This is a genomic window from Paraburkholderia azotifigens, from assembly GCF_007995085.1.
Taxonomy (GTDB): domain Bacteria; phylum Pseudomonadota; class Gammaproteobacteria; order Burkholderiales; family Burkholderiaceae; genus Paraburkholderia; species Paraburkholderia azotifigens.
Genome location: NZ_VOQS01000001.1, coordinates 2,460,920 through 2,480,362 on the forward strand (window position 1 = coordinate 2,460,920; position 19,443 = coordinate 2,480,362).

The window sequence follows — 19,443 nt, forward strand, 5'->3', positions numbered from 1 at the left end:
CTGTGTTCAAGTTATTCAAGCCGGCAAAAGCGCGAGACGTCGCCACCTGGAAGCGGCAGTGGTCGGATAAAGGCATCGTTCTGACTCGTCGAATTGAAGGCCCGGGTGCGATGGTCGACGGAGACCTCGTCGGGGGCTACCTCACGCAGCTCACCGATGACGGCCTCGCCAACCCGGTCGAGGACGGCTTCTTGTTGGACTGGCAGTCGGTATATGAAATCCTCGAGCGGCAGGACTACGAACAGCTGCGCGACGTGCTTCGAATTCCACCTTTCACCGACTTCCGTCCGTACCTGCGAAGTGGCCATTCGCTGGTCGACCGCGAGTTCGGTATTGCGGTAGATGGATGGCGCGTCGATGGCGGCCGCGAATTTCAAGGCACTGTCACGGGGCCGGTGATGTCGGAAGGCACCACAGAGACGCTGATGCGCCCAGCGCAATGGAAGCTCTTCAAAGCGGTGGTTGCATTCTCGCGCCGTGGTGACGAGGACCGTTCTGATTTGGCGAACCGGCAAGGTTGGGGGCGGATTCGCAAGCTCGCGCTCGACGCCGAAGCCGGACTCGATGATTTTCTCTACCGCTCAGTGGTGTTGAGTCCCGAAAAGCTCAATATCGGTCTGAGGCGGTCGGTCGAAGTGGCGGACGACCACGTAGTCGAAATCGAGCCAGGCTTCGACGGCGCACCAGACGACTGGCTCGACACCTTTGACAGAGCTCGCGAGATTCGTGACCGATACGACATCACGACCCGAGAAGGAATCGTCCAGGTTCTGGTCACGCCGAAAGTGAAGACGGTGCTTCGTGAAATCAAGCGCTTGCCTGGACGGCGCGTCGCCGGCTCACGGGCACAGGCGTTTTTGCTCAATCCTTACGCGGCGCTGGGCGCTGATGCCGTCGACGTCATCGACGAGTCGCAGTTCGAGCGCGCTCGCGAAGACGCCGGTCTCGACTACGAACGCTTTGTACCGACGTTCGAGCGCAACGCTGCGGGCTATGCACTGCGCGTCGGCCTGCTTGTCGAATCGGCCGTGGCGAGTGGACCGACCTCCTCGAAGACGCATTGGCTCGACGACAACGAGCTTTCCACGTTCGTCTCGGCTCTTTCGCGGTCGCTCGCGCTTGGCCACCAACTGCTTGCCTGGCAGGGTTACGACCTTGCTCTGCAGGGGGATTCGGAGCAGCACCTCAAGGAATTGTCGGCTGCACTCGCGCAACGGCGCACTCATCCCACGCTGGTCTCCTACGCTCAGGTCCATGACCTCGGAGGCTACTCGACGCGCATCGAATCGATTGGTGTGGAAAAGCCCTACCACTCGCCGTATATCGCGAAGAAGGATGAAGGTGAGGGTTGGTTTCCTGAGAACATCCTGCCCGTCGTTGTTTACCAGCCAAAAGACGGTGGCGAGCCGGTAGCGGTCCCTACCAACAAGCCGGCCATCGAGAAACTGAAGAACGACGTACTGGAAGCTGACGCGAAAGGCGCGGCAAAGCTCGACGTTGGCTGGCTCAAGGACCCTATTTCGCTATCGGATGCGAAAGAAATCATCTCCACGTTCGAGAAGCTTTTTTCCGATTTGGAATCGGGTAAGCGGTTTGACCAGGAGAATCAGCGCAAAAACCGCAGCGAACAGGCGACCAAGAAGCAGCTAGTTCTCCGCGCAAACATCCAGGCGCTCGAATACGAGGAATTGCGCCGTGAGGCGCTACAGTCGGTACCGGCGAGTCCGAAGCTTCCGCAAAGCATTCGCCCGGGGCTCGCCTTGCTGCCGCATCAACAGGCAGGCCTCGCTTGGATGCAGCATCTCTACAGTCTGCAAACCGATTACCAGGTTCGCGGCGCCATCCTTGCTGACGACATGGGGCTGGGCAAGACCTTCCAGTTGCTGGCGCTCATGGCCTGGTTGCTGGAGCAGGACGCCACCATGAATCCCATGCTGGTGGTCGCGCCTGTCTCATTGCTGGAAAACTGGGCTGAGGAAGCCAACAAGTTTTTTCAGCCGGGGGCATTGCCGCTGTTGACTGCGTACGGCGACAGTCTTGCCGAGTTTCGCGTACCACGCGGCCAGATAGACCAGCGTCTGCAGGCTGAGGATGGCCTAGTCAAGTTTTTGAAGCCGAACTGGATTGGCGATGCCAAGGTCGTATTGACGACGTACGAAACATTGCGCGACCTGGAGTTTTCGTTCGCTGCGCAGAAGTGGTCGTTGATGGTGTGCGACGAGGCTCAGCGCATCAAGAACCCAGCCGCAATGGTGACCCGGGCAGCCAAGAAGCAGAACGTGGCGTTCAGGATTGCCTGCACGGGCACGCCGGTCGAAAACACACTGGCCGATATGTGGTGTCTTTTCGACTACGTGCAGCCGGGCTTGCTGGGTGCACTGAACGATTTTGGTGAGCGATACCGCAAGCCAATTGAGGCAAAGACCGACGAAGAAAAGTCCCGCGTCGAAGAGCTGCGCGCTCGCATCTCACCCCAGATTCTCCGGCGCCTGAAGACGGAGGTCGATACAGGACTCCCACCGAAAATCGTGGTCGAAGACTGTCGGCGGCTCCCCATTTCTAGCGTTCAGCGCAACCTTTATGCGAAGGCGGTGGACGGCTTCAAACGACGCAAAGAGCCTGACCATACAACGCCGTTCAAAAATCACCTTGGATTGCTTCATTATCTCAGGCTGGTGTGTACCGACCCGAGAGTGCATGGCTTGAGCGTGTTCAAGCCGGAGCCGATGGGCGACTATCGCGCGAAATCTCCGAAGCTCGACTGGCTGCTCAAGCAGCTCTCCGAAATCAGGGCGAAGGGCGAGAAGGCAATCGTCTTTTGCGAGTTCCGGGAGATTCAGCGACTTCTGCAGCACTACATCGAAGCCGAGTTCAGCTATCGTCCCGACATCATCAACGGGGACACAAGTGCGTCATCGACTCACGTCGCCAGTCGGCAAAAGAGAATCAAAGCCTTTCAAGAAGCGCCGGGCTTCGGCGTCCTAGTGCTTTCGCCCGTCGCCGTTGGATTCGGCGTGAACATTCAGGCGGCGAACCACGTTGTTCACTACTCACGCACCTGGAATCCGGCCAAGGAAGACCAGGCGACCGACCGCGCGTACCGCATCAATCAGAAGAAGCCCGTCTACGTCTACTATCCAACTGTTTGGGCGGACGATTTCACGACGTTCGACGTCAAGCTTGACCAGCTGCTTGCCCACAAGCGAGGGCTATCAGAGGACATGCTCAACGGTGCGGGAGATGTGGCGCCGGGCGATTTCAATATCGCAGACGTTGTGCCGCATTCACAGACGAGCGACCTGGATGAACGCGTCACTCTTGATATGGCGCTTCGTATGGGATGGCAGCATTTCGAGTGTCTTGTCGGCGCACTCTGGAGTAAGCGTGGATTCGATTGCTATCGGACGCCGGGCACGAATGATAACGGTGTCGACATTGTAGCTATTGATGGAAAACGAGGTCAGCTTATTCAGGCGAAGACCAGTGGAATTGATGGTACAAAACTCGGTTGGGACGCCGTAAAAGAAGTTGTCGCTGGTGAAGCGTTTTACCGGCGCAGGCACCCTAACGTCTCGTTCGAAAAGGTCTGCGTCACAAATCAGTTCTTCAATGCACAGGCACAAGAGAACGCCACTTTGAATGCGGTACAGTTGATTGACCAGGCGGACCTTGCCGACCTGCTTCGGACGCACGAAACAACTTTGCTCGAGGTCGAACGGATGCTGTTCGTCGAATGGCAGTCGGCGGACCTCACGGATTAAATCGATGAGATGACCACCGGGATAGCGCAGTCTTAGCATCGCCGGCAGGTTCGCTGCCGAATATGGACGACCGCCGTTATGCATATATGGACCTGCAGCCTGCGGTCGCAGCAAACCGGGGGCGCTCGGCCCCGGTGGTTATCGCCGAAGCTTGACGTCCGCGCCGCCGGTCACACCGACCCGGTGTTTGGGCCGGCGCGACAAGGCTCGGGTTTCCAGTGACTTTACCGTACGAGCTTCACTGACTGGTTCATGGCGAACCGTCGCCGTCACAAAATCACTAGCCACCTGTTTCGGTCTCGGCTGACGGCTGGCTGGTCGGCAGATTGTCGTGCCACGCAGCATAAGTAATCGACGTTCCTCTGAGTCGCCATGAATTGCGCCCATTGTCTGTTCTACCCAGGACCGTAGCGGATGCTGCGCTGGGACTGACAAAGGCCACATCCTGCGCGAAGACCAGATGGGAGCCGTCCGACGACTGCTGCAACGAGCCAAGACTTTGCAGACTTTCTCGCAACTGCTGATATGAGTGTGGCTGTCCCGACCATCCCAAACGGGCTTGCGACTGTGCCAGAACGGTAAACGAACTGGTACTTTTCCGCGCGAGTGCGACGAGACCGTGCTTGGCACTTTCGAGCTCGAAGTAGATGCCGTCGCTATCCGATGACAGCTCGGCCAGCAGCTCCTTCGCAACTTCTGACTTGCTCTTTCGTTCTTCCAGACGCCAGTGCGTCTCGAACACGCTCATTACTAAAGTCTGCTGCGCTTGCATGACATCGGTGGTCCACTCCGGATGCTGCAGCACCTGAGTAGTAAGGGCGAAACCGGAAACGCCCCCTTTGGTGAAGTATGAATTTTTCTTCCAGGCGAACTCGCGGTTGCTCGCCGAGCTATTTTTCTTGCGACTCAACAGAACAAGGTTACCGAGCCGATGAACCCAGCTTTGATAGATTTTCGTATCGGGAACCCAGGTTGCCCATTGACTGTTCGGAGCGGGCTGTTGGGGCATCACGTGCTCCACCGAGACGACCTCATGCTCGTAGACCGCGGAGCCATCGGACAAAAGACGGTCCAGGCGCAAAAGCAGCAGCGCCACTGCCCGCGCGGAATGGGTGTCATACAGCGGGCCGTTCAGTACCGAATAGGTGTCGTATTGCTCACTCGGAGACAGTTGCAGCGGTGACGCCTCGGCGAACAGATTCTGACCATTTTCGATAGCCCCCGTCAACGCGGAAAAGCGGTCAACACGACCATTGACCCCAGTTTTTCGCGCGAGCATCGAATACGCCAGGCGTTCGAGGTCACGGAAGAAAGCCAACATCGTAGTCGGATGCTCGGCATGCCGTATGTAAAACGCCAAGGCAGGCGGCAACCAGTCCTTGAATTCCAGCTTGTTAAGCCAACGCAGATGCTCGTTCACCAGCTCCGCATGCTGTGTGCTTGCGTAATCCGCGCCGCTGAGTGCGGCAAGCGCCTGCGCCATCGGCAGCAAAACCGTGTCGACAAACGTCTGCGGCTTGGTCGCCTGTGTAACGTGCTCCTTGAACTCCTTCAGCAGAGTCCCTTGCGGTTTCGCTTTCCGATAAACCATGCGGATATGGCTGAACAGGTCACCAAACTCATCGCGCCCGAGGTCCTCCTCGGCGTCTTCCCATTTCTTCGTATAGGTCTCGCGCAGCCCAGATTCGATGCCCCCTATGATTTCCGCCTTCAAAATATCCGTAGCGCTCAAATCGAGGCCACGGCTATTGAGAACGCCGAAAATGCGGTACGCTGAATCGAGGTCAGGTGTCGCCACGGTTACGAGGTAGCAACGCGTGATGATGAACTGGACGAGCCGTATCAGTTCGGACTCTTCCAGCCTCGCCAGTCCACTCATAAAGACCTTGGCGTTTGCCCGCAGACGCTCCTGCGCACTAGGCAGCGTTGAATTGAGTTCAATGAGTTTGGCGAGACCGTCCTCATGTTGAACGTATTGACGGAAGAAGTCTCTGTCTCGCTCGCGCAATGAAAGCCGGTAGCTCGCCTCGGTGGCTGAGACAACGTCGCCGTGTTCGTAAATACGCTTGGTGATGCCGGCTTGCACCGCACGGTCACCGATTGTGGCTCTGATGGCTGAAAGCAGTAGCGTCAATGTAGTCAAGCGCTGCTGGCCATCGACTACCGTGGCGTCAGGCGACGTTTCGTTTTTGATGAGAACGATGCTTCCGAGAAAGTAAGGCACTCCGTCGCCAAGTTGCTCCGGGGATGCGTCGAGCGCACTTAGCAAATCGTCCAGGAGTTCTTGCGCCTGGTCGTTTCCCCAGGAATAAGGGCGCTGATAGCCCGGGATGGTAAATACATACTCGTCGCTGAAGATTTTTTGCAGCGTTTGTTCTTTTGCCGTGAGTGTATGCGACACCTGAAATCCCCGGGAAGTAATTCGAAGCGTTTTGAGGTTGCCAATATACCGGCTTTCCCAAGGTTCGAGCTAGCGTCACGGTTCCGGTCGCGGCGCCTTCAACGCCCGAAAAATCGAGCATTACACCACCGCTTTCCCCGACGGCCATCCGGCCTTTCACGTCCTTTGGTAGCTCGGCCAACCGACTTCTCCTAATGTCCGGAAGCAAATGCGTCATGCGGCGGCGCGTGGTGAATTGCAAAGACGTGCGCAGGAACGGTGGCGCGGCGTGCGCGAATGGTCGCTTTAAACGAGGCACCTGCAGAAAGTCTGAGTCGGATTGCATGTGCGACCAAGGCTTTGCAACGAATCGCCGTAGCGAGTACCAGCACGCGTGTGCAAACTTGGCGAATAGCGCCTTGCCCGATATACGTTTGCTGACGGCGATGACCGCATCGCTCTGGCCCTCGGGGTGTTCTGTCTAGCCGACACAGGTTGCGAAACCTCACTGCGACAGTCAGAATTGAGGCGCGCGTGTGTTTTTACACGCATTTCATGGTATATGACAATGAGAAAACCTGCGAACCCTTTCACTGTCGACGCTCATTGGTCAAAACTCGCCTCACGTGCCATCCGGGTGGCGTTGGCGCGCCGAGACGTGAGCTACGCACAACTTGCCGACGCGCTGAATACTATGGGCTTGTCTGAATCGTCACGTTCCGTGGAAGGCAAAATCCAGCGCGGCACCTTCCGCTTTTCCTTTTTCCTTCAAAGCTTGGCCGCCTCGGACAACCAATTCCCTGAGCGATGGAGTGTCTCCCTGCGCAGCGGCGCGAGTTGGGAAAAGTGCGCCGCAGATGTCATTCAGGCGGAACTCGCAGCCCAGCCATGGCTGAACCATATCCTGCTTTCTCATCGCCTGGCCGAAATCGGCGTCGAGATTGCCGCCGAGACATTGAAGGGCCAGATAGTGGACGGAACGCTTTCCACTGCATTGTTTCTTCAATGTGCCACGGTCTGCCGATTCCCTGACCTCCATTTCTTTCTCGACAGTCGAGACATGATTGACGCCGCCGTCGCGGGAGCGTTGGCTCGGTAAGCCAGCGCCGCGGACAAAAATTTCTTGATTTCCTTCATGGCAAGTCTATATTTCGCCCTGTGCGGAACGCGTGTAAAAACGCACGGTGACGGTGGCCGGTTGAGGCACGTTGGTCGTCTGAGTGCATCGCGGGCTGCTCCGGCAATGCGGACCGGCATCATATTGCGTAACGGAACGCTTGAGCCTTGGGACCTGGAGGTGACCATGCCTGTCTGGAGAGTGGCGGATGTGAGCGCTGAGCCTGAGATGTCAATTTCCGACTGGCAAATCCTGGAAACGCAACTTGGCTCCAGGCATTTCGTGGGCTGCGATGTGCGCAACCTCACCGGCCGTGTCAGCACCGCCATTCAAGAGTTCGACCCGGCCGTACTACGCGGCGTTACGTCGTCTGGGCGCGTCTATCAGCTCGTTGGACCTCGTGGATGGTCCGAGAACGGTCGGTACCTCTGGGAACGGTGGTGCAAGGTCAACGACATCACGTCCTACACAGATGTCACGGCCGAGTCGCTATTGCAGAGGCCGTGATGACCACGCCGGCTGAGCGAACCAAAGCGGTGCTCGGTACCCGCGATTTCCTGGAGATACTTTCGCGCGCAGACGAGGTTACGATTCACGGCCTTGTACAGTCGGTCGCTGCGAGTCTTTTACGGCACTACCCTTTGGAAGTCGACCTCCATATATCGGCTGCGGCGCTTCCGACAGTTTGGGCACCGCCATCAACGCCCGGTGGCAAAGGCGAGCATGTCGCACTTGAGTTCAACCTGGCGCATCAGACATGGACTGTTAAGAAGTAGCATTTCCAGGGAGGAGCGAAGATGGCACGGATGGGGAGTGATGGAAGCCAGGATAGTCCGCATCACGACGACCGGGCCTTGCGAATTATAGACATGGCCGCCGTGGCAGCAGTCTTGTTTGACCCAGCAGGCGCTCGAGCGCTTCTTGAGATTCCCGATGCAGAGCTGGGCAGGCTTTTCAAAATCCGTCTCATGCGAATCGCTGGCCTGTCCACGGCCTTGAACCTGGATGTCAGCTCGACTCCTGGTCGAATGCAGTCGGCATCGAATGAAGGCAAACGCGGTTCAAAGCACGGTAAGTCGGCACGTTACGACCTTATCGCCAAGGGAAGGCTTCTGCACTTAACAGATTTCCTCACGGCCTCGGACATCTCCGAACACAGGCTGGCCAAGGACCTCGCCGCCCGTCGCTTGTTCAGCGTTGAGATTGGGAGGGACGCCTACTATCCGGCGTTCTTCCTGGTCGATGAGCTGGACCGCAAGGCTTTGGCGAAGGTATCGAGACGGCTTGGCAACGTTGCTGGCTGGCGCAAATGGAAATTTTTCACAACCCCGAAGATGACGCTTGGCAATTCGACGCCGCTACAGGCGCTTATGCGTGGCGATGCGAAGCAGGTGCTGCGAAGCGCTGCGGCGTTTGCTGACCAATAAGAGTAGGCCTACGTTCGAGAGAATGACGAAGTCAGGCGCTTGCGAAGCACCGAGCTTCATTCGAGCATTTGGTGTCGATGAGCTCGTCGTCGCGGGCGTGCCGACACATTCATTTTCGTGTCATCGGATTTTGCTTCGGTTCGCGCGAGTCTCAAGTGCTACATGGCGAGGCAGTACAGGCGCTTGCGTCCTGTTCCCGTCGAAACCGCCTTATGCCTCGGTGACTCGGACGAAACCGTCTTGAGGGTCAGAACTTCAACTGATTCTCGGAATTGAATCTCCCAAAAACACGGGGCGTGAAAGCACATCTTCAAGACCCTTCGCAATATCGCCCAGCACGCGCGGCTGGCGGTGCTTGGCTTCGAGCGCGTGGCAGTAGTCCAGCTTGCGCGTGTCGATAAGCGCGACGAACGGTCGCCATTCTTCGCCAAGCCTTTCTCGGCGCGCCAACGCATCGTCTACCAGCCTGGTCTACTGAGCGCTGGCCTCGTTGAACGCAACATCTCGTGGGTGCGAATCGGCATACGTGTCTCCTTGGGAGAACTCGCCATCATTGGCACACGAAAAATCGCGAAACGTCCCCGTGTCGATGCAACGTCAACAATATTGTTCGTACACTCGCCGGCGCGCGGGAATACGACACAACATGCTCACTTGCGGGACATATACTTGATTGCAAGGACGCACATGCCATCCGCCGCGCGCAATGCCGCTGGATGGTCGGGGCCGCCCCATCCATCGATGGGCTTCGGTGATGTCGTCTTGCCGCTCACGCTGGCGAGGTGCTGACCGCCAGGGCATGGGGGAAATTCGAGCACTGGGGGGATGCCGCGAGAGGCTCGACGCGCTGGCGAAGATAGAGGCGTGAGGCGAAAAGTCTGTCGGGCGAGGCGGCTCCATACCGAAGCGGGGTGGCAGTGGCTGAGTGAAGGCGCATCCCGGGCATGCCAGGGAGGGCTGGGCTCAGCCTCACCACCCGAAGCGAAGAAATATGCATCTGTTTTTTGGCTGAGCCTGGTGGAATCAAAAGCAATCAGCAACGAAATCATGCCTGCGGCGCTGACACGAACAGGTCATGCCCAGCCCGCGCACCAAGCACGGCGAGTCGGCCAAGGTCTTCAATACGAACCAGCCCGCCTCGAATGGCGCCGTCAGGTAGACGCTGTGCTCCGACCAACTCAATGCCAGGCAACAACCGCGACAACGCGGATGACTTCGTGCCCATCGCGCGCGCGAGGTCAGCCAGTGGCACGTAGGTTTGCCGGAACGAGAGCAGTTGATTCGGCAATACGACACGACACGGCTGCCCGCGAAGCTGAATCGATTCAGACTCGAGCAGGCCTTCGCCAATCCAGTGAGCGATGCTTTCCCATTTCCAACCTGTGGCTTTCGTCAACTGCTGGATGGACATCCCGGATTCTAGTAGCGGCGTGCCGAAGTATTCGGCAACATCCGAACGCCGGAATACCATGTCGCCCAATGTCCGGCCGCGCGCGACAGCTTTCACGTGACCTGCTGCAATGGCCTGCATTAGAGACTGGATGGCCTGCCTGTCGCCCATCCTCCGGCTCGTCAGCTCCGACCACGTGAGCTTCGCGTCATCCACGATAGCTGCGGGTTCCGCTGCCCGGCTGACGCGCGTATGCAAATCCAGTACCGACTGGCGCTCGACCTGGCCCGCCTTGAACAGGTCTTCGCGCCAGCGCACATCCGACAGAATGACCTTGGCTGCCTTCATGTGGGCAAGTACCGAATGAGGTACGCCCGCCAGTTCACAGGCGTGCTCATCCGAAACCCACTCCGCGCGTCGCTGCTGGATACGAGCAACTTCCGCACGGGGGATTTCGTAAATCTGTCCTCGGGTTCCCAGTCGGCGAGTGCGGAAACTGCACTCCCTGATTTCCATCGACTTGCGCAGACGAGATGCGCTGACGCCGATAGCCTTGGCTGCATCCGGCAATCGGACATAGTCCGTCGCATCTTCGGCAATGGACTTCGTCGCATCCATTCCAAGCACACCGTCGAACTTCTCCGCTGCGACGTCAACGACCACCTGTATGAATGGCTCCAGCGCAGTGCCAACACAAAGAACGCGCAGGCTGGCATACCACGGGCCGAGCAGGGAGTTCAATGTTCGGGCATCCTGCTTTCCGGCAGCAATGCGTCGCTCTACATGCTTCTGAAATCCAGTCGGCCAATCCTCCAAAAACGTTTCCAGAGGCGCCAGAAATTCGATTGCTTCGGTGATGGATTTCGGGAGCGCGGCACCGCGATGTGCCCCGGGAGCCGTGGGGTCTGCATGCAGGCAAAGTGTTCGAACCAGCTTGGCCAGACTGGCGATGTCGACGTGACACGCCGCAGGCGCAACACCACCGGCCTGTTCTCCTGAGCTGCCAATCAGCTCCGAGAGCCAGTGCTGGGCCCGCGTTGCGGCAACTCGTGGAAGCCGGCACAGGTCTGCACCGCAATCGCACTGGTCGATGTGGTACCGGTGCGGCGAAAGATATTCTCCGCACTCGTGGCACTGGTCGACCAAGTGGATGCCGTGCCTTGGACAAGCCGTGACGTAGGTGTGCTCCCAGCAGTGCCGCAGGTAACGGTCTCCGGACAAGCAGGCTGGGCACACTGCATCTGCCTGGGCACGATGCAAGCGTCCCCAGCTACGGCACGCGGCATCCTGATGGCTTGCGAAGTGCGTCCACGCGCTTTCGAGGCCGAGCCGGGACGCAACGAAGTCGGCATGACCAAGCAAGGCGCTACGATTACGCTGTACGCCAGCAAGCCCCGCAAGTTCGCGCCAGTTTGACAGAACGTTGTCGGTGACGAGCCGGCGGTAGTAGCCGAGTCCGGATTCGTCGTCTTTCGGAGGGTAGGTGACCGCCAGGCTCATTGCACAGCTTCCGGTTTGTTTTTGATGATGGGCACAGCCAGGTCGTTTTCGCGCATCACCTGCAAAAATGCCTGATGCAGTGCGGCGGGAGCGACTGCATTCTCAACCGTATCTGGACTTTCGAATGCCGGAAAATTAGGAGAACCGGTTGCCGTTACTCCCTTGAGGGCTTCGTGGCAATCGGCAAACGTCAGCGTGTGCGGGGCCTCGGCAGCCATCCTGTCTGCGAGTTCCTGCATGAATCGACTCACGATGCCTATCAGCCCTCCGCTCAGCAAATAGCACTGGTACGTGAGTGCGGTGGGTGACAACGCAATTGGGAACCGGTGTTCCGCGAAGAGATTGGCGAAAGCGGCAACGCAAGAGTGAAATGCCCGCATGTCATCGGCGACACGGGAATCGTAAGGCAGAAGAAGACGCGGCGCGGAGGCGCGCAGACGCAATTGTTCGTTGTTATCGAACAGGATTTTCAGGCGCGGCACGCCAAACAGAAGCAGCGTCAAGTTATGCGAGTCGGCCAATGCCTTGAACCAGTCAGCGGCCGCTCGTACGGGAACGCGCGAACCTTCTTCTACGAGGTGGCTGGCTTCTTCGAAAATAATCACCCGCGTACCGACCAGTTTCAACTGTTCGAGCATGCGGGTGCCCATGGCTCCAGACGTGATGCTGCGCTGAACGGGCATGCCAAGTGCAGCAACTACGCTCTTCGGTAGCTCCAGCGTGGTGGCTGGAGTGGGAACTGGAACAACGAGTACCGGGACCCGACGCCGCCCATCAATCTTCGTTTCGCCAAATTCGCGCACCAGCGCGTTGATAAGCATGCTCTTGCCCACTCGTGAAGGGCCCATGATTCGCTCGATGCGACTTGCACGGCCGGCCAGCGCATTCTCGATGCGCTGCTTCAGCGGCTGAAAATGCTCCATGAAGTGCGGATGCGGAAGCTCGCACGTCTCAATGGCGACGAGCAGTTTTTGTGCGGGTGTCAAATCAACTCCTCCCCGCTATTGCGGTTCAGCATGGCAAGTGGAGGTATGTCGGCAAACGACGCGGTCGCCGAGGGCGCTGCAGATGGCGCGATGTGCGACGGCTGCGCCGAAGGATGCAGCGGTGGTGCTGGCCGCCGGGCCGCGCGCTTGACGGCTTCGGTTTCCCTGGTGCGGGCCTTTGTTTCCTGGTTTTGCTGACGTCGGCTCGGTCGTTTTCGCTTCGGCGCCACTGCGTCAGACATAATCTCCTGGTGCAGGTCATGGTCGAACTTTTCAGCCTGGGGAGCGGGTTTAAAACCTGCCCTGTGCTTCTTGAGCTTCTCCTTAGCCTCTGCGAACGAGTACGCAGGCGTCTCCTCTGTCGCGAGCTCATTCTTCAGCTCGATGAGCGGAACATCATCGCCGTCGTAGATGTAGAGCTCGCGGAAATCGTCGCGGTTATAGAGCACGTGCAGATACTGCTGCTCACCATGCTTATCAATCAGACCAGGCAGGTTCTCGCCCTTGAAATGGAATCCATCAATCGTGATGCCGGTTTTGCGACTTAGTCGGCGTTCAAGGTGCGAATAAAGCGCGGCGAGCCATTCGGCTCGCGACGGGGGCAACGAAATCGCGTAGCACGAGGATTCGAAATGCTTCCAGCGCTCGTAAGGCGTATCGCCATCGAGCGATTCGGACAACACCACGCCCCATTCCAGGCGTTCGAGCGGCTTGTGAATCCATTTCTCGTAGTACCAGCGGACAATCCAGCGTTCGAGCTCTTCCTTCGTCTTGAAGTGGTCGCCCAGTTTGACCGGGTCGCGTGTTCCGTCCTTATCGTCGAATCTCGTGCTGCCGATAAGCTTGCCGATTGCTTTCTTCAGCGAGAGATTCAGGCGTTCAATGAAGGGCTTTTCCTGCCCAGCCCGGCCCCGGCAATACCTGGTCTCCGTTCCGAGTTTCTCGAGGTTATCGATACGCGCCGATTTGTTTTCCGGACCGTTGTCGAAAACCAGGAGGCCGGGTGTCCCGCAGATGTTCATCTCGTGGTCGACCCCCAGCTCTTTGAGCTGCTTCAGCTTGAGCGGTGCCATGTACATTTCGATGCATGCGAGCGCCTCGCGTTCGGTCGGTGACCCAACAACCAGGCGCCAGCCAAGTGGGTAGCTCGTCGCGCAATCAATGGCATGTATCAGCCAGAGGTCGCTGGTAACCCCATCTTCCGTTTCGACATAGAACGGCAGATGCACGGCATCCTGTTCTACGCGCTGGAACGGCAGGTCAGCGATGATGCGCTTCGCTGCGATGGATTTGCCCGCAATCGCGTCCTCAGGAAGCATCCGGTCGTGCTCAGGGTCGGCCGACAGATAGCGCTGAATGGTCTTCTGGATAAACCTGAGACTGATTGGGCGCGCGACTTTCGGGTGAAGCTCGCCATGCACCCGCATATTGACTTCGTTCAGAACGTCCACAAGCGTCAAACGCGAATGTGGGACCAGGTAGAGGTCCTCGGCAACCACACAAATTGTGTTGATGACTTCGATGGGGTGCCGCAACGACCGGTTTCCCTGATTCGCCTTACCTCGCAGCATCGGTTCGCCAGCCAGGTCGCGTTCGCGATACCGGTACATCGTTGCCTGCCCGGGCAGCGGGCGTGAATTCTGTGAGGCGTTCTTCTGATACTCATCAGCCATCAATTGGTAGGCGTTCCGGAAGCTGACGCCGCGCTGTTTCTGAATCTCCTTGATTCTCCCCATGATTTTGCGGGCGAACTGATTATTTTCATGCAGCTCAGCATCATCAGGTTGCGCGGCAAGACTGTAACGCGGCTTGCCTGCGCGCAGCACAGTTATCTTCCCGCGATAAATTTCGTCATGAATTTCCGCGATTGGGATGTACCGGTCCTGTCTTTCTGTGGAATCGAAAACCTTGATGCATCCGCCGTGCGGATGCGGGTCGAGCACTTCCTTGTAGGCACCGTGATTTCCCGGCGGGGCGAGCCGGTCCCGCAGGCGTAGCGTGGGAATCATCCGGTCACCCCCAGTGCGTTTTCCATTTCTTCGAGGAGGTACAGGTGAGAGAGGTCGCCGTATGCCAGGCCGACCTCTAACGTTGAACAGATGATGTGATGCGCGATGTCTCCCGAGATGACGCCGCCGACCAGGAGGACGGGAATCAGGCCAGGCAGGAGACGAAGGTCTGCACACAGCGCGCCGACCGATATGGGGCCGCTTTCACAGCGGGACGTCACGCGTGCAACGAGTTCATCGGTCAGCCAGGCATCGAGCCGGTGAATGGCCTGCTTCAGCACACCGGGGTTCATCCGCAGCGGGTGCCTGCCGTTTTGGGGCACGACAACGCTGCGTAGCGGATAGCCATTTGCCGCCAGAAGCGGGCGCGCCCGCGCGATTTTGTCCCGGTAGAGGTCGTCGCCTTCATTGCCCTCACCCTTGACCTCAATGGCGTGATGCAAGCCATCCGTCCAGTCGACGCTGAAGTCCGGTGTGTAGAACTTTGGGCCAGGAATATCACGATGCTTGTGCCAGGCTTGCCGAGCGGCGTCTCGCGTGAAAAGCATGCGCTGGTCAATCAGGTCGACGGTGAACGGCTGTGGCTGGAACGCTTTGACGCGCGGGTCGATGATGAGCAGATGCGCAACAAGCCGCTCGTTATTGAGCTCAACCTTGAAGTGCCCGCCCGCCTTCTCATTGAACGAGCTGTTGCGCGACTTGCCGTATGTCGGTGCGGTTTCGCGAATGCCGCTGTTCGCGGAATTTAGACGTCCGCGGCGACCGTAGGTGTAAGCGATGCGGCTCATAGCGCACCTCCCGCCGTCAGATGCAGCCTGGTCCAGAAGATGGGATGGGCGGTGATGCGCGAAGCCATGCCGACTCGTCCGAGCCGGTCTGACGATGTGAGGTGATGTTGGTCGTACACAATGCAGTTCAACGAGTGATTAACTGCAGGGCTTACGGCGGGATTTCTATGGAATTTAGCGCCCGATTGGGCGACGTTACGCGCCGAATGACCGGGAACGACCGGTGTAACGAGCGTCCTTTCTGCAAAAATATTTTTCGCGTTACATCGTTGTAACGTAAGCGTTACACAGCGTCGAGAATCGGATTTTCGGAGCGCGACACGGCGCGTACGAAGAGCAGGAAACGTATTGCAGGCAGTCGATACAGGGCATCGAACCTTGCCGAGCCTGTGGCTGTGGCGGACTGGTCGATAGACGATGTCCTGCCCCGATTCCCGAGTGCGGCCCCTGGCTGCCCGCTGCTGCCCGCCGCGAACGCCACCAACATCAGTCGAAACGGCGACGGCAGACGCGCGATGCTTCGCGTCGCACCGCCTGACACCCCGCCGAGCCCTCCAGAAGATGACCTGTCCCATCGCCCGCTCCTGCGTCGTACCCTCTCATAAATAGGGGCTCGACCGCGTAAGCGGGCAAACTGCGAAGACTGGTTCATTCTCAAAACTGCGCGCCAGCATTGCGTTGACGCCGGTTTACCTTAGGCAACGTCGGGGGGATTTTCAAGCTGGAAGAATGATGCCCACGAGATACTTCGCTCCACGCTGCCTCATGCATCGGAATTCGCCCCCTGATACCCGCACCGTAGGTAAAATCCGTCCGACGTGACTCACTTGCGATTTACGCGATGGTCGATATACACATACCTGCTGCATCCCTACGGAAACCATGAACCATCAGGCGCTTTCCTCCTTTATCTGGTCGGTTGCCGACCTGCTTCGTGGTGATTACAAGCAGTCTGAATACGGCAAGGTCATCCTGCCGTTCACCATACTGCGTCGCCTCGACTGCGTGCTCGATGCCACGAAGACAAAGGTGCTGTCCGAACTTGTCACTATCAACAAAACCGGTCTGAACCCTGACCCATTCCTGCGCAGAATTACCGGGCAGGCGGTGTACAACACCTCGCCACTGGACCTCGTGAAACTGCTCGGCGACCAGGACAACATCAGGAAGAACCTGTACGACTACGTCGCGGCGTTATCGCCCGACGCGAAGGACATCTTCGAACGCTTCGACTTTCACACGCAAATTGAGCGGCTGGCCAAGGCGGACCTGCTGTATCTCGTAGTCGAGAAGTTCGCGAACATCGACCTGCATCCCGAGGCTGTCGACAACACGCAGATGGGACTGGTCTTCGAGGAGCTCATCCGCAAGTTCGCGGAAATCTCGAACGAGACCGCCGGTGAGCACTTCACGCCGCGTGAAGTGATTCGCCTGATGGTGAACCTGCTGTTCATCGAAGACGACGAGGTGCTGCAGCCCGGCAATGCGGTCGTGCGCACCATCTACGACCCGACGGCAGGTACGGGGGGCATGCTGTCCGTTGCAGGGGAGTTCCTGCTTGAACACAACCCCGCTGCCCGTCTCAACATGTTCGGTCAGGAGCTCAACGACGAGTCCTTCGCCATCTGCAAGGCAGACATGCTCATCAAGGGGCAGGATGTTGGCAATATTGTCGCCGGCAATACGCTGTCCGACGACGGACATACGACGCGCAAGTTCGACTACATGCTGTCGAACCCGCCGTTCGGCGTCGAATGGAAGAAGGTCGAGAAGGCTGTGCGCAAGGAGCACGAAGACAAAGGCTTCGACGGCCGCTTCGGTCCTGGTCTGCCGCGGGTCTCGGATGGTTCTATGTTGTTCCTGCTGCACCTCGTCTCGAAGATGAGGCCTGCGGTCGATGGTGGTTCCCGCTTCGGCATCGTGCTGAACGGTTCGCCGTTGTTCACCGGCGGTGCCGGCTCGGGCGAGAGCGAAATCCGCCGTTACGTGCTGGAAAACGACCTGGTCGAAGCCATCGTGGGCCTGCCGACCGACATGTTCTACAACACTGGTATCGCGACCTACGTGTGGATTCTGTCGAACAAGAAACCGGCCGCCCGTAAAGGCAAGGTGCAGCTCGTCGACGCTTCCAGCTTCTGGCAAAAGATGCGCAAGTCGCTCGGCAGCAAGCGCAAGGAAATGTCGGACGACCAGATTGCAGACGTGACGCGCCTGTTCGGCGGCTTCGTGGAAGCACAGCTCGCGACCGTGTTCAATGCTGATGGCAAGGAAGTCGCTCGTCATATTGTGGCCGCCAATGAGCAAGTTCCCGAGGTCATGGCTGGCGAGACGGTCAAGCTCGCGCCGATTTCGCGCATCTTCAGGAACAAGGATTTTGGCTACACAACCATCACGGTCGAGCGACCCCAGCGCGATGAAAACGGTGAGATTGTGCGCGGCGTAAAGGGGAAGCAGAAAGGCAAGCCACAGGCCGATAGCGCGTTGCGCGATACCGAGAACATATCGCTTTCAGAGGACATTACCGCGTACTTCGAGCGCGAGGTGCTGCCTCATGCGCCGGAGGCCTGGATTGATGAGGAAAAGAGCAAGGTCGGTTACGAGATTCCTTTCAACCGGTACTTCTACGTGTTCGAGCCACCGCGCGACCTGCACACGATTGATGAAGAACTGAAGGCCGTGTCCGCCAACATCATGGAGATGCTTGAGGAGTTGGCGGAATGAGTTTGCCTGCCTACAACCTCTATCGAGAGTCAGGGATTGATTGGGTCGACCGCGTTCCTCAGCATTGGCAAATCGCCTCTTTGAAATGGTTGAGTACCCGCTACTCTGGAGGTACTCCAGATAAGAATCGCTTAGATTACTGGGAGGATGGAACCATTCCTTGGTTAAATTCGGGGGCTGTAAACTCTCCAATCATTGAAGAACCTTCCGCATACATAACAGAAGAAGCTTTTGCAAACAGCAGTGCAAAATGGGTTCCCCAAAATGCTCTGGTGATGGCGCTGGCCGGTCAAGGCAAAACAAAAGGCATGGTTGCCCAAGTGTCTTTTCCTACAACATGCAACCAGTCTATGGCGGCACTGATACCTAACGAGCGCTTGGCTGCCAGGTATTTGTATTGGTGGCTCGTAAGCAATTATCAAAACATCCGAAACATGGCAGGCGGCGACTTACGGGATGGGCTAAATCTTGAATTGCTAGGGAGTATCTCTTGCCCGTTACCCTCGCCGGAGGAACAAGGCACCATCGCAGCTTTCCTCGACCGTGAAACCAGCAAGATTGACACCCTGATTGCGGAGCAGGAAAAGCTCCTCGAACTGCTCGCGGAAAAACGTCAGGCCACTATTTCGCGCGCAGTCACGCGCGGGCTCAATCCGGATGTGCCGATGAAAGATTCAGGCGTGGAGTGGTTGGGCGAGGTGCCAATCCATTGGGGTATTGGAGCACTTGGTTATCTATGCTCGATTGAGACCGGTGCCACTCCAGATAGAGGAGAGCCCAGATTCTGGAATGGTTCAATACCTTGGCTCAAGACCGGTGAAATTAATTGGGCTCCAATCTCAGAATCGGAAGAGTTCATATCCGAGGAAGGCTTGGCGAATTCAGCTACAAAGCTCGCGAAGCCTGGAACCTTGCTTATGGCAATGTACGGTCAGGGCGTGACTCGCGGGCGAGTTGCGTTGCTTGAAATTGAGGCTGCCTACAATCAAGCGTGTGCAGCAATGTCGTTCGGGCCTCGTGTCCTTCCCAGTTTTGCCCGATATTTCTTCATGGCCGCGTACGACCATGTTCGTGATAGCGGAAACGAAACTAGCCAAATGAATCTCAGCGTGGGCCTTATAGCAAAATTCAAGATGACGATTCCTCCAACGAAAGAGCAAGCTGGAATTGTTAGTTGGCTTGATTCGGAAGTGGTAAAGCTCGATTCCCTCGACGTTGAAGCAAAATGTGCCATCGCCCTGCTCAAAGAGCGCCGCAGCGCCCTGATTTCCGCTGCGGTCACTGGCAAAATCGACGTTCGCGAGCGCTCATCGGCCATGGCGGCCGCAGCCTGAAACGAACAAGAACGAAGCAGCCTCGGGGAT

The 19,443-nt window shown here is 57.8% G+C and carries 12 protein-coding genes; 6 read left to right on the forward strand and 6 right to left on the reverse strand.

Translation table 11 applies throughout. The annotated features are described in order from the left end of the window. Positions 1 to 2: 2 nt before the first annotated feature. On the forward strand, positions 3 to 3,761 hold the full coding sequence (locus FRZ40_RS10960) for an SNF2-related protein (protein WP_147234116.1): 3,759 nt from the start codon (positions 3 to 5) through the stop codon (positions 3,759 to 3,761). Between the two features lie 280 nt (positions 3,762 to 4,041). Here the strand turns inward: FRZ40_RS10960 and FRZ40_RS10965 are convergent, their stop codons facing one another. Next, positions 4,042 to 6,162, reverse strand: a complete 2,121-nt coding sequence (locus FRZ40_RS10965; RefSeq protein WP_147234117.1) for a DUF4357 domain-containing protein — start codon at positions 6,160 to 6,162, stop codon at positions 4,042 to 4,044. Positions 6,163 to 6,709: 547 nt separating this feature from the next. Here FRZ40_RS10965 and FRZ40_RS10970 point away from each other — a divergent pair. From FRZ40_RS10970 to FRZ40_RS10985, 3 genes are all read left to right on the forward strand, one after another. After that, entirely contained in the window at positions 6,710 to 7,240 is a 531-nt protein-coding gene (locus tag FRZ40_RS10970; RefSeq protein ID WP_193566983.1) for a DUF6471 domain-containing protein, read from the forward strand. A gap of 524 nt (positions 7,241 to 7,764) precedes the next feature. Continuing rightward, positions 7,765 to 8,034, forward strand: coding sequence for a BPSL0761 family protein (locus FRZ40_RS45955; protein WP_338048138.1), 270 nt, complete (start codon positions 7,765 to 7,767; stop codon positions 8,032 to 8,034). 21 nt (positions 8,035 to 8,055) lie between these two features. Beyond that, positions 8,056 to 8,685, forward strand: a complete 630-nt coding sequence (locus FRZ40_RS10985) for a hypothetical protein (protein WP_147234120.1) — start codon at positions 8,056 to 8,058, stop codon at positions 8,683 to 8,685. Between the two features lie 255 nt (positions 8,686 to 8,940). Here FRZ40_RS10985 and FRZ40_RS10990 read toward each other — a convergent pair whose 3' ends face one another. From FRZ40_RS10990 to FRZ40_RS11010, 5 genes are all read right to left on the reverse strand, one after another. Further along, positions 8,941 to 9,135: a hypothetical protein gene (locus FRZ40_RS10990; protein ID WP_147234121.1), complete on the reverse strand. Its 195-nt coding sequence runs from the start codon at positions 9,133 to 9,135 to the stop codon at positions 8,941 to 8,943. Positions 9,136 to 9,730: 595 nt separating this feature from the next. Then, positions 9,731 to 11,575 carry a TniQ family protein gene (locus FRZ40_RS10995; RefSeq protein WP_147234122.1) on the reverse strand — a complete coding sequence of 615 codons (1,845 nt, stop codon included), beginning with the start codon at positions 11,573 to 11,575 and terminating at the stop codon, positions 9,731 to 9,733. Further along, positions 11,572 to 12,561: an ATP-binding protein gene (locus FRZ40_RS11000; protein WP_147234123.1), complete on the reverse strand. Its 990-nt coding sequence runs from the start codon at positions 12,559 to 12,561 to the stop codon at positions 11,572 to 11,574. Before FRZ40_RS11000 ends, FRZ40_RS10995 begins: the two co-directional genes overlap by 4 nt. Beyond that, on the reverse strand, positions 12,558 to 14,570 hold the full coding sequence (locus FRZ40_RS11005; RefSeq protein WP_147234124.1) for a transposase family protein: 2,013 nt from the start codon (positions 14,568 to 14,570) through the stop codon (positions 12,558 to 12,560). The genes FRZ40_RS11000 and FRZ40_RS11005 overlap by 4 nt, the downstream gene beginning before the upstream one ends. Next, positions 14,567 to 15,358 carry a hypothetical protein gene (locus FRZ40_RS11010; protein WP_147234125.1) on the reverse strand — a complete coding sequence of 264 codons (792 nt, stop codon included), beginning with the start codon at positions 15,356 to 15,358 and terminating at the stop codon, positions 14,567 to 14,569. Before FRZ40_RS11010 ends, FRZ40_RS11005 begins: the two co-directional genes overlap by 4 nt. Positions 15,359 to 16,240: 882 nt before the next feature. Between FRZ40_RS11010 and FRZ40_RS11015 the strand changes: the two genes are divergently transcribed. Together FRZ40_RS11015 and FRZ40_RS11020 are read left to right on the forward strand one after the other, a co-directional pair. Further along, entirely contained in the window at positions 16,241 to 18,079 is a 1,839-nt protein-coding gene (locus FRZ40_RS11015; protein ID WP_147234126.1) for a type I restriction-modification system subunit M, read from the forward strand. Next, entirely contained in the window at positions 18,076 to 19,413 is a 1,338-nt protein-coding gene (locus FRZ40_RS11020; protein ID WP_147234127.1) for a restriction endonuclease subunit S, read from the forward strand. Before FRZ40_RS11015 ends, FRZ40_RS11020 begins: the two co-directional genes overlap by 4 nt. The last annotated feature ends 30 nt before the right edge of the window (positions 19,414 to 19,443 follow it).

What these genes read in the sequence shown, in the direction of transcription:
- FRZ40_RS11010 (WP_147234125.1), bottom strand. Translation starts at nt 15,358, where the DNA reads ATGAGCCGCATCGCTTACACCTACGGTCGCCGCGGACGTCTAAATTCC.
- FRZ40_RS45955 (WP_338048138.1), top strand. Translation starts at nt 7,765, where the DNA reads ATGACCACGCCGGCTGAGCGAACCAAAGCGGTGCTCGGTACCCGCGAT.
- FRZ40_RS10985 (WP_147234120.1), top strand. Translation starts at nt 8,056, where the DNA reads ATGGCACGGATGGGGAGTGATGGAAGCCAGGATAGTCCGCATCACGAC.
- FRZ40_RS10995 (WP_147234122.1), bottom strand. Translation starts at nt 11,575, where the DNA reads ATGAGCCTGGCGGTCACCTACCCTCCGAAAGACGACGAATCCGGACTC.
- FRZ40_RS11020 (WP_147234127.1), top strand. Translation starts at nt 18,076, where the DNA reads ATGAGTTTGCCTGCCTACAACCTCTATCGAGAGTCAGGGATTGATTGG.
- FRZ40_RS11005 (WP_147234124.1), bottom strand. Translation starts at nt 14,570, where the DNA reads ATGATTCCCACGCTACGCCTGCGGGACCGGCTCGCCCCGCCGGGAAAT.
- FRZ40_RS11015 (WP_147234126.1), top strand. Translation starts at nt 16,241, where the DNA reads ATGAACCATCAGGCGCTTTCCTCCTTTATCTGGTCGGTTGCCGACCTG.
- FRZ40_RS10970 (WP_193566983.1), top strand. Translation starts at nt 6,710, where the DNA reads ATGAGAAAACCTGCGAACCCTTTCACTGTCGACGCTCATTGGTCAAAA.